Here is an 11456-nt window from a genome sequence, read left to right as displayed (position 1 = left end):
GGCCAGAAAAGTGACGCCCTTTGAAATCAGTCATGCTTAATAAACGACGAGGAAGGTGACACTAGATTGCCTGAAACTTAAAACTTTGCAACGGAGCCAGAATATTGCCTTGCAAGTCAAATTCAATCACAGCCTGACTGCGATTAATGGCATCTATTTGCCCGGCGAGATCAAGGTTAAGGGTTTTCTCTTGTGTAATGTCCGTCGCAAATTTCACGACTTTCTGAACGTGACCATTGGGCGCAAGAACGGGGTTGTATGATGCTTGGATCCAGACCTCCCTACCATTTTTCCCGATACGCTTGTATTCGTCACTAAACGGCTTACCCTCCGCGAGTCGAAGCCAAAAATCACGGTAAGTAGACGTTTTTGAATACTCGAACGAAACAAACATCGAATGATGATTGCCTTTCACTTCAGCTAGGGTGTAACCCATGACTTCCAGAAAATTCGCATTGGCATGAAGAATGTTCCCTGACGTATCAAATTCAATGATCGCAAGCGTTTTATCCAGTGCCGCCATCTTTGCTTCGGCTTCACTATCAACAGCAGGTTGCAAACCAATGATTTTTTCCGGCACCGGAACCTTTGCTCCAGCGTCTATCTCAACAGAAGGTTGTGAACCAAATACATTTCCCAGTGATCGCAGTAAACGTGAAAGTATCGAAGTTTGCATTTGTAAGGTTCCTTTCCCAGTACTAAGAATTCTAGTCGATATGATCCATTCTTCCGGAAAAATCACGAAAAAACTCAAGCAACTAGCCGAAGCTATACACGTTTATCTCGGTACGGGAAATCTGGCTTATTTACGGTAGACATGGTGATTTAGTCGTGATATCGCGACAGCCAAATATTGAGCGTTTGATTGAAGACTTCCGGAGACTCCAACGGCACAAGGTGACGCATACCTGGAATCATGGAAAATGCCCCATCAGGGTAGAGAGCGGCGAGGACTTTTTTTGAAGAGGGCGAAGTGTGGTCAAACTCTGCACTAATGAGAAAAAGCGGGCATGTGATAAGGGGGAGTTTATCAAGCACCTGCCAACCAATTATCGCATTGAAAGCCGCAATGTAGCTGGCTCTATCATTCAGGCTCCACCTAACAACAGCCTGACTGCGCTTATCTTTCAATGCTTCTCCGGGAAAAAGTTGCTTTCCCATCAGTTTTGCTATGCGGGCAACAGACACAAATTTCAGTAAGAATCGCCTTGTTAGCACCATCCACCATTCTATGGCCGTGCGCGGTTTGCATTCTGCCAACGCATTGACCACCGCCAATTTCGCAACTTTTGCAGGGTATCTAATTGCTAATTCCATACCAACCATTCCCCCCATGGAAACCCCAACAACAGTAGCCTTTTTTATTGATAAACCGACCAGCAACGCATTGATGGCATCAGTACAGTGGGGCAATGAGAAGGCATCGATTTTTCCGCCAGATCGGCCGTGCAACGGGAAGTCCGGCGCAATCACATCGAAATGTTGAGAAAAGAAGGTGATTTGCTCTGACCAATCGACACTGCTGGAGCCTAAACCGTGCAGAAAAACAAGAGGAGGCCCACTGCCCTTTCGTTCAAAATGAAGCGGTATATCGATACAGGTTATCGTGGGCATTTTGCACCTTTACACTGTAAAACCCCGTCGGCTAACCCGCGCATCGAAGGGTGTGTACTTCTCCTCGTCGCAGATTTCGCCACTCTTCACGCAGAACACCATAACGCAGAGAGTCATAGTATTCCCCTTTGTAATACCGAACTTTGCGGATACGCCCTTCTTCCTGCAATCCGAGTGCCTCAGCACACTTCATCATTCGCGGGTTACCCGACCACGTTGTTAAACCAATACGTGCAACGTCTGTTCGATCAAAAAGATGTGTAATCCATAGTGTGAGTGCTTTTCGCCCAAGTTGCTTTCCCCAATATTGAGACGTGAATAGTGTGATACCCACTTCTAGCCATCGTGTGGACTGATCTTCCCAATAACATGACAAATAGCCTATCGCCATGTCTTGATATTCGATCACCATGGCTGTTTCCCCTGCTTTCAATCGCTTAAACAGGTTTCGGCGAAACTGGAACCGAGATTGATATTCTAGCGGGAAGTAGGGCGCGTCGTGCTGTTTCCATTCATTGTCGACATAAATGAAATGCCATAGATGATCTCTTTCATCCACTCTGGCGGGTCGCAAGCAAATATCATCTAGTTGTAACATAGTCTTCCTTGTTTCTAAGCCGTTCCCATACGGTCTTTTTATTGTGATCGCCCCTTAACGCTTTTTTCGGTTTACCCGTAAGCTTCAAGTAAAGCGCGGTCAAACTGCTTACTCATTTACGTTCATATCTAACCTATAGCAACCTCAGCAATATCGCGAGAAAAGGTCATCACAATCTCGGTGAGATCAGAATTTTCACCTCAACAAAACAAAATTACCACGCTACATTTGCAACGTATTGCATTATAAACTGGAAAACCCCTCTCCCTTTTCTACCCTATTGATATACCTATTATAAAAACACTCCTCTCATTTAGGGTAAAAGCTCATGTCTTTAACGCCAAAACAAATCACATTGATCACAAGTAGCTTTAAGAAAGTAGAACCCATTTCGTTGAAAGCTGCTGAGATATTTTACGATACGTTGTTTTCCTACGATCCGACGCTAAAACCACTGTTCAAAGGGGACATGAAGCAACAAGGCCGAAAACTGATGGCGATGATACACGCTGCGGTAAACAGTTTAGATTCGCCAGAAAATCTGGCACCGGTTCTCAAACAGCTGGCACAACGTCATGTCAGTTATGGCGTGAAAACCACGCATTTCACGCCCGTTTGTAATGCGTTATTACATACACTGAAAATCGGGCTGGGTGATGAGTTCACCCCTGAAGTGCGTGACGCATGGTCAACAATGCTGCATTTTGTTTCTGACGTCATGAAAGCAGAAATGGCCGCCTAATTCATCAGGCTGCATCGTCTTTCGTGACAACATTTGGCGAACCAATAGGCTCTCGCTCTGACGCCCGTTTGATGGGAGTGACACGCACATCAAACGGCAACAATGGTGTTAGCAACGGCGTAAGCGCATCGGTGCTTGTTAGGTTCCCATCAAGCCACATCTCACGAATGAATGCCTCATCTGGCAGCATCAGTGGGATAGACTTCGAATGGTATAGCGCAATACGCGGATGTGGCGGTAAGGTTACAATGGAGCAAGAGTGCACAACCTCGCCCGTCAACGTGTGCCGCCACGCTTTGTAAAGCCCACCAAAAGCAATGGCGTCGTCAATGGGTTCAAGGGTAAAAGCGTGGCCTTGTTCAGTTTCAACAAACCCTGATGCTGGAATAATGCAACGTGATTGCCTAAAAGGGACATATCCCGCACTTCGAGGCACTTTAAGTTTGTCGCTGCGCGTATTAAAACTGGCATACTTCGACAAGGGTTTGAATCCCGCCTCCACTTGTTCCAATAGCAGCCACCATATCGCATCACGAAGTACGTTCTGTCCATCTTCCTTAATGACGATGCAGACAAGCTGAGAGGGAGCAATATCTTCGCAAACCCGCAAAGGTAAAGGACCTAAATCAATACCAAGTTCCTGCAACAGCGCATGCATGTAGGGGTCGTCAGTGACGTTAAAGCGTCCGCACATTCCTCATCCTTTTGACGATATATACGATCTACACCTTAGCTGCTTATATTCAATTCAACAAAAAAGGGAGCAGCACACGCCGCTCCCTTTTCCATTCTTTGTTTGAAGTAAGTTTACAGCGTCACTTCGATGGGTCCTGTAAAGGCATTCACTGCAGGTGCTTCACCTTTGAACTTCTCGTATTCGACTACACAGGTATACGCACTACAGGCCTGTGCCAGTTCAGAAGTGCCCACATCCAGCGTTACCGTATTCGGGTCACCATAGGTATCGATGGCATTGATTTCCGAGCCTGTCGGCCCATACCATGCCCCTTCCTGTATACGTATCACACCTCGCGGATACTGGTCTGACACCACCGCCCCTGCGATTAACTGTCCACGATCGTTATACACTCGGATCAAGTCACCGTCTTTAATGCCTTTTTCTTTGGCATCTTCAGGGTTGATGTACGCAGGTTCTCGCCCTTGTACTGTGTAGGTTTCCCGTAACGCAGGTGATTCACACATTTGAGAGTGGAGGCGTTTATCAGGGTGACAGGATTGCAGCCAGAATGGGTATTTTTCTGAGCCAGGGCCACCGTGAGAACGCTCAGCTTTTTCAAACCACATAGGGTGTTCTTGGCAGTATTCATAGCCGTAGCTGCCGATTTTACGGCTGGTAATTTCAATAAACCCAGACGGAGTTCCAAGCGGATTGAGTTCAGGATCTTCTCGGAACAAGGCATGGCGAACATAGGTGTTGCCTTTGCCGAAGCTGACGTAACCGTCTTTCCAGAAGGTTTTGAAGTCCGGCATCTCAAAGTTACCCTTGTTTGCTGCCACACATTCGTTATAGAGCTTCTCTACCCACTGCATTTCACCCATTTCCTGCGCAAACTCTTTGTCTTTATTCAAGCCAAAGCGCGCAGTGAGGCCTTTGAAAATGTCAAAATCCGTACGGGATTGATAAAGCGGATCCACCAGCTTGTGCATCGCCAACACCCCAGTGGCAGAATACGCACCATAGAGGTCGATATCGTTACGCTCAAACTGGGTACAGGCTGGCAATACAATGTCGGAGAAGCGACACGTTGCCGTCCACGCGAAATCGATGGTGACGGCCGTTTCAATGTTGTAATAGGCCTTTTTCATTCGGTTATGATCTTGATGGTGGTGCCAAGGATTGTTACCACTGACGACGACCATTTTGATCGGCGGCAGTTTCACTTTGCTGCCATTGTAGTTAATGACTTTACCGGGTTCTTCAATTGACTCAATCCAACGCGCCACGGGAATCGTGCTCGCATAACCTTTAAAGTCACTGTTGTTGTATTTAGGTTCCATGCCAGGGTCAAGGTTGCGTGGGAAGCCACCCGGTCCCGCCGCGCCCGTCGCAGGTTCGCCAATCCCAGAGTAATGGTGTGCATACGAAATCCCACCCCCCGGCAACCCTATTCCACCCAACATGCTCGCGATTACCGCGCCCATCCAATATGGCTGCTCACCATGTTGCTGCCGTTGAATGCACCAACCAAACATTAGTTGCGTACGCTGACTTGCCAACATGCGTGAGAATTCGCGGATTTTATCGGCAGAAACGCCACAGATTTTTTCTGCCCACTCGGGGGTTTTCTCTACCTTGTCTTTGGTTTTACCCATGACGTAATCAATAAAGCCTTCAAAGCCTAAGCAGTAGACTTTAATGAAGTCTTTATCATAGAGGTCTTCGGTGTAGAGGGTATGCGCGATCGCCAGCATGAACGGCACATCGGTTTGCGGGTTAATGTAGAGATGATCGCAACCCAAATATTTCTGGGTTTTACTGACCACAGGGTCAACAGAAATGACTTTAATTTCCCCGCTATCCACTTTCTCTTTTAGCTTGGCAAACTCGCCGTATACGTCGTGCGTTGGGCACTGCCAACCAACCTGCGCATTTTTGACTGGGTCATTGGCCCAGATAACAATTTGCTTGGCATTTTCCAGCACGAGCGACCACGATGTTTGCTGTGCATACACTTCGGTGGAACCCAGCACGTAAGGCATTATGGTTTGACCCGCCCCCGTTGAATAATCCCCAATCTTCTTCACAAAGAAACCATGCATGGCCATTGCACGTTGCATGTGTGTGGTACAGCTATGAAATTGTCCGGTCTGACGCCAACCTGTTTGCCCAGCCAGCAAGCCTGACGGTCCATAGGTTTTCTGTACCCGCTCCAACTCACTGTAAAACAGATCAAGCGCTTGATCCCAGGTGACGCGAACAAAACGATTATCACCCCGTGTAGTATTCCACCCTTCAGTGCGTTTGAGCCAATCAAGGCGTACCATGGGGTAACGCACACGAGACGGGTTGTAAATAAGTCCCTTCACGCCTTCAAGCATTTCTGTGGGGTGTTTGTCATGGCTAAAGGGAACGACCTCTACCACTTTACCACCAGCCACACGCGCTCTAAATGCGCCCCAGTGAGAACCCGATGTACGCCAAGCACCATCAAGCAATTCAGTATTTGCTTCGGCATTTGACGCAACAAGCAGGCTTGGGCCTATAACAGTAGCGGCACTGACCGACAGCATGTTTTTCAGGAATGTTCTGCGATTCATGGTCATGAGTCAGTTCTCCTTAGTGCTCTGCAAACGTACTGGAATGCTTTTGCAGATATTTCAAAACAAGCACTTGTGTGGCTTGATCAAAGTTCACAAAACCCATCATTCCATCAAACATACCCGGCCATGTATTGGCGTCGAAATGCGCCACATCTGGCTGGGTATGACACAGGCTACAGTTGGTTTCATACGCTTGCTTCGCTTCCGTCCAAACCGGATCAATGCTCTCTACGAAATCGGCTTTTTTCGCCCAAAGATCCACTTCAATCCGTTGCCAAGTTAAGCCGGTCAGATCATCATCTTTCGTCTCAAAGGTTCGAATGTCAGTTTGACTCTGTGCGACGGCCTTCGACAAGGCAGCAGAAGGGATATTCAGGCCGAAATCTTCATAAACCACTCGTCCGAAGCCTTTCATTTTTCGCCAACCTGTCAGTGAGATTTTGATGGCGTCATCCTTATCATCGATCACTGTTACCATGGTGGCAGGTTCAAGCACACCACCATCATTTTTCAACGCATCATCCGTGTACATTTCCAAGAAATTCACGCTGTATAACGGCTTGTCTTTATCGTAACTGGTGCTGTGAGAAAGTGAGAGCAACTTACCTAGCATGCCTCCCGTGGAGTCCATTTCAGCAGGCAGCTGGTGGGCGATCCCTTTGTGGCAATCAATACAGCTTTGATCTGTCTTCGCTGCATGGGCCATCTGAATGCGGGCTGCAGGCCGCATATTTTCAATCTGCATACTTTCATATTTGTGGCAGGCTTTGCACTCCATCGATCCGTTAGCAGAAAATCTGGCCCACTCATGCTGAGCAAGCTCAAGCCGCTTATCGAGGAATTTTTCTCGGGTACCAATCACACCAAAAATCTGCGCAAACACTTCCTTACTGGCTTGCATTTTGCGTGCGATTTTGTCCGTCCAATTATGAGGCACGTGACAATCAGGGCATGTCGCCCGCACACCGGATGTGTTCGACCAGTGAACGGTTTTTTGCAGTTCAGGATAAACGTTATCGCGCATGGAATGGCACGAAATACAGAATTTTTCTGTGTTGGTCAGCTCCAAGGCCGTATTAAAGCCCCCCCAAAAAATCACACCCGCGATAAAACCGCCAAGTGTTAAGGTCCCTAAGCTGATTTTTGTTGCTGGACGTCCGAGCGTTGCCCAGAGTTTACGAATAAATACTTTCATGATCGTCTGCTCATATTGATGTCGAGGCGGGTGTAGTTTTTAGCCGTGACCGGGAGGTCCGAAAATAAACACCTGACTTATCCAGACGATAAACCCATAGCCACCTATGAGGACGACACTTAAAATCGGAAAGAGAAAAACGGCAATAAAAAAGAAAGCTCGCCACTCAAAGGTGCCTTTTTCAGGACCAGCGACGATATCTGTTTCGTTATTATCCATGACATTGTCCTTCATTATCTCCAGGGAAAGTTCTCGCACTCCCGCTGGATTACAAATATGCTCATGACAAGTCTAGGTGAGAGATACACACTTCGTGTCTCTTTATTGATGCATATATCAATACATTGTCTTTATTTACAGCACGGTAGGCGATATATGGACAGGATAGAAAAAGGGAGACGGTTAAGACCCCGTCTCCCTTCTATTTTTTATTGGCCCGTTGCCGCTTTCAGAACCTCAGATAGCTCTGTAAGCAGTTTTTGCGTGTTGTCAGATAGGCGGTTAATTTCATTGGTTGATTCCGAAGAGCGAGATGCCAGCTGGCGAACTTCATCAGCAACCACGGCAAAGCCTCGACCATGCTCGCCCGCACGTGCAGCCTCAATCGCCGCATTGAGCGCCAGCAAATTGGTTTGCTCAGAGATACCATCGATCACTTTTGCAATATTCGAAATTTCAGCACTCGACTTCGCAACACCATCCATGATTTCACCCATGCCTTCACGCTGCTGAACTTGCGCCGTCACATCTTTCACAAACGCGGTATACAACGTCTGACCATCCAGTTTCACTCTGGAAAGCGACAAGAGCCCGTAGTATATCTGGCCGTCTTTACGATGAACGGGGACTTCTCGACTTGAGCCCACGATTTTGTCTTGGCCCGTCGTGCGGTTGGCATTCACGAAGTTATCGTGATTCCCTTGTATTTCAGGTGGAACTAACATCTTCACGTTTTTGCCAACAACCTCGTCAGCAGCGTACCCCCAAAGCGCCTCAGCCGCAGGGTTAAAGAAGGTGACGATGTTGTCATCATCAATGGTCACCACCGCATCAAGAGCTTGTGACAAGGTTTGATTGATGGCTTGTTGCGCCATCCGTTGCTGTGTAATGTCGCGCACGAAAGCGGTATAACCAATGCTGCCGCCAATATCGACTTTCGATAGCGAAAAGTTAACCCAAATTCGGTTACCGTCTTTGCGTTCGAGTTCCAACTCTCGTGCAGCGCCCACGATTTTGTTGTTCCCTGTGCGACGGTTACTGTTTACGTAATTGTCATGATTGGCTTGAAATTCCTTCGGCACCAACATTTTAACATTTTGCCCAATCACCTCATCTGGGTATAGCCCCACAGCACTTCAGCCGCCGGGTTAAAGAAGGTGACTAAGTTGTTTTGATCAATACTGATCACGGCATCAATCGCTTGGCGCAGCACCTGCTCATTTTCTTCTCGCGCTATCTTTTCTTTGGTGATGTCGCGTGCAAAAGCGGTATACCCGATTTCTCCGGCTACGTCGGTGCGAGAAAGCGACAGGTTCGCCCAGATTTTGCTGCCATCACGGCGCTCCAACTCGACATCCCGACTTGTTCCTACAATGATGTCGACTTTGGTCTGTCGATTGGTGTTTACATACGTGTCGTGAAAGCCGCGTAGTTCCTTAGGCACCAACATTTTCACATTTTGCCCAATCACTTCATCCGCTTTATAGCCCCATAATTCCTCTGCCGCAGGATTCATGTATGTCACGTGATTGTTGCCATCAATCGACACCACACTATTGACCGATTGCGAGAGCATTTGTTCGACACGCTGCTGCTCTTGCGTTGCAATAGAAATGTCTTTGGCGAACAAGGCCCACCCATCGCCACCGGATACCTTGATGCGGGAGACGGACAACTCAAGCAAAACAGACGAACCATCGGAAGATCGCATCTCCTGACGCGTTGTGCCTTCTTGTACAGCCCCAAAACCCAAGGAGCCAATGTCTTCTCCAATCAGTAAACTGGCTGATTTATTGAAAAGTCGTTCAGCGGATGCATTGACGTAGCGAATTCTATTTTTTTTATCGGTGTAAACGATGGCATCTGCCGCGTTATCAAGCACTTGCTTCACTACACCATCGTGGCTATTTCCAAACAATCCCATCGCTCTAATCCCACATTGCTAGTCGTTGTGATTATTAGTCGCACTTGTGCGATACCTAAATAAAGCGTAGACAGCAATTTCAAGAGCAACAAATTGAGATCTGGGTCTTTTCTCTTTGGACCAAGCAACAACCGCATTTTTTGAGAGAGAGAATGACTTTACACTGTAAAACACGTCGCAATTTCAACTTTGCCTCTGTCAAACCTCAGCTAGGCTTAATCGAAAGCTCCCTCCTCACATTTTAACCCAAAGGGAAAATGAAAGAACCATGACCCCTAACGAGTCACCGATCCTCTACTATGTCTACGTTCGAAGCTTTTTTGACAGCAACAGTGATGGTATCGGCGACATCAAGGGTGTCTGTGAGAAGCTCGACTACTTTCAATGGTTGGGGGTGGATGGCATTCTCCTCTCTCCCATTTTTAACTCCCCTCTCAATGACTTTGGCTATGACATCACCGATTTAAGAGGTATCAACCCTGAATATGGAACGATTGAGAACGTCAAAACACTGATAGCAGAAGCAAAGAAACGGAAACTAATGGTGTTCATGGATTTCGTTGCGAACCACACATCGACGAAACACCCGTGGTTTTTAGAAAGCAGCCGCCAAGAAGACAATGTGAAGACAGATTGGTATGTATGGGCACCAGCAAAAGCCGATGGCTCACCGCCCAACAATTGGCTGACTATATTTGGCGAGTCAGCATGGCGCTGGCACCCAACCCGCAGCAAATATTACCTTCACAACACACTCAGTAATCAGCCAGATCTAAATTACCGCCACCCCGATGTCGTCCGTGAATTGCTCGCAAGTGTACGATTTTGGTTTGATCTGGGGGTAACCGGTTTGCGCCTAGACTCGGTAAACCTGTATTTACATGATGATAAACTCAGAAATAATCCGCCGAAACACCTCGACAGACAAGACCCTGCTAGAGCTGACCCTTATCAATATCAAAGCCAGCGCTACAATATCAGCCGCCCTGAGAACATCCACTTACTGAAACAACTTCGCGTTATCGCGGACAGTTATGATGAAAAAAAGTGGCTGCTTGGCTCGTTAAGCGACCCTTCGCCCTACCCTGTCATCGACCGCTACACCAGCGAAGAGGATGCGCTCGACGCTGCAAACGTTTTTGAATCGCTCAGCATGTGCCAAAATTTTCATCAGGTTGGCGTACAGCTAAAACAGTTCTTTGACACTGTGCACCCGGGGTTGGGATGTTGGAGTACGGGAAATCATGACATCGCCCGTGTCGTCACGCGATGGCAAGGGGCTCAGGATCATCCTGATGCTGCAAAATTGCTGCTCACTCTGTTGGCGGTATTGCGCGGGGCGATCACCCTGTATCAAGGCGAAGAACTTGGCTTACCCGAAGCGGAGGTTGCCCCAGAGGATCGACGTGATTTGTTTGGTAAACAAGTTATTGCCAATTACGTCGGGCGAGATGGATGCCGAACGCCGATACCCTGGGATCACAACAAGCCATTTTTTGGGTTTAGCGAACAAGCCTCCTGGCTACCGCTCGACGCCAATCACGCCACATTGACGGTTTCAACCCAGAAGGCTCAGTCAGACTCGGTACTACACTTTACCCGCGAATTTCTCCATTGGCGGAAATCCTATCCCGCCTTACTCCACGGCCGTTGCCGTTTACTGGCCTTTAATCAAACCTTGATGGTGTTAGAACGTCAACATGAAGATCAAACACTCATCATCGCCTTAAACGGATCTGCACATGAGGCAACCGTAAAATTGAACTTGCCTTGTCACGCCAATACGTTGGCTATCCCGCATACCAACGTGCAGGAGAAAAAAGGGCTCCGTTGCAAAGTTAGTAGAAGGCCGCTGAGACCCTAGGTTATCCTGAGTTAAAAA

Annotated in this window: 11 protein-coding genes; 2 read left to right on the top strand and 9 right to left on the bottom strand. The window is 47.7% G+C overall.

Features of this window, described 5'->3' with window-relative positions; translation table 11 throughout:
- Positions 1-61: 61 nt before the first annotated feature.
- The 3 genes from B5D35_RS20715 to B5D35_RS20705 form a co-directional block, all read right to left on the bottom strand.
- Positions 62-676 carry a PAS domain-containing protein gene (locus B5D35_RS20715; protein WP_078754389.1) on the bottom strand — a complete coding sequence of 205 codons (615 nt, stop codon included), beginning with the start codon at positions 674-676 and terminating at the stop codon, positions 62-64.
- A 149-nt stretch (positions 677-825) separates the two neighbouring features.
- A complete protein-coding gene (locus B5D35_RS20710) occupies positions 826-1614 on the bottom strand; it encodes an alpha/beta fold hydrolase (protein WP_078754388.1) in 789 nt (262 codons plus the stop codon).
- Positions 1615-1645: 31 nt separating this feature from the next.
- On the bottom strand, positions 1646-2212 hold the full coding sequence (locus B5D35_RS20705) for a GNAT family N-acetyltransferase (protein WP_078754387.1): 567 nt from the start codon (positions 2210-2212) through the stop codon (positions 1646-1648).
- Between the two features lie 328 nt (positions 2213-2540).
- On the opposite strand from B5D35_RS20705, the gene B5D35_RS20700 reads away from it, so the two are divergent.
- Positions 2541-2954, top strand: coding sequence for a globin family protein (locus B5D35_RS20700; RefSeq protein ID WP_078754386.1), 414 nt, complete (start codon positions 2541-2543; stop codon positions 2952-2954).
- A gap of 4 nt (positions 2955-2958) precedes the next feature.
- Here the strand turns inward: B5D35_RS20700 and B5D35_RS20695 are convergent, their stop codons facing one another.
- The 6 genes from B5D35_RS20695 to B5D35_RS25050 all read right to left on the bottom strand — a co-directional run bounded on the left by B5D35_RS20695 (position 2959) and on the right by B5D35_RS25050 (position 9574).
- Positions 2959-3648: an SOS response-associated peptidase family protein gene (locus B5D35_RS20695; protein WP_078754385.1), complete on the bottom strand. Its 690-nt coding sequence runs from the start codon at positions 3646-3648 to the stop codon at positions 2959-2961.
- 113 nt (positions 3649-3761) lie between these two features.
- Positions 3762-6239: a trimethylamine-N-oxide reductase TorA gene (gene torA, locus B5D35_RS20690; RefSeq protein ID WP_078754384.1), complete on the bottom strand. Its 2478-nt coding sequence runs from the start codon at positions 6237-6239 to the stop codon at positions 3762-3764.
- A gap of 13 nt (positions 6240-6252) precedes the next feature.
- A complete protein-coding gene (gene torC / locus B5D35_RS20685) occupies positions 6253-7431 on the bottom strand; it encodes a pentaheme c-type cytochrome TorC (RefSeq protein ID WP_078754383.1) in 1179 nt (392 codons plus the stop codon).
- Between the two features lie 39 nt (positions 7432-7470).
- Positions 7471-7650: a periplasmic nitrate reductase, NapE protein gene (locus B5D35_RS20680; RefSeq protein WP_078754391.1), complete on the bottom strand. Its 180-nt coding sequence runs from the start codon at positions 7648-7650 to the stop codon at positions 7471-7473.
- Positions 7651-7859: 209 nt separating this feature from the next.
- A complete protein-coding gene (locus tag B5D35_RS25545; RefSeq protein WP_078754390.1) occupies positions 7860-8738 on the bottom strand; it encodes a PAS domain S-box protein in 879 nt (292 codons plus the stop codon).
- Between the two features lie 17 nt (positions 8739-8755).
- The gene (locus B5D35_RS25050; protein WP_078754382.1) at positions 8756-9574 is read right to left on the bottom strand and encodes a PAS domain S-box protein; all 819 of its coding nucleotides are present in this window, start codon (positions 9572-9574) and stop codon (positions 8756-8758) included.
- Positions 9575-9842: 268 nt separating this feature from the next.
- Between B5D35_RS25050 and B5D35_RS20665 the strand changes: the two genes are divergently transcribed.
- Complete coding sequence (locus B5D35_RS20665; RefSeq protein ID WP_078754381.1) at positions 9843-11438, top strand: alpha-amylase family glycosyl hydrolase; 1596 nt, start codon at positions 9843-9845, stop codon at positions 11436-11438.
- Positions 11439-11456: the final 18 nt, after the last annotated feature.

It is taken from the genome of Enterovibrio nigricans DSM 22720 (assembly GCF_900167155.1).
Taxonomy (GTDB): Bacteria; Pseudomonadota; Gammaproteobacteria; order Enterobacterales; family Vibrionaceae; genus Enterovibrio; species Enterovibrio nigricans.
This window is presented reverse-complemented; position numbering and strand designations above follow the sequence as displayed.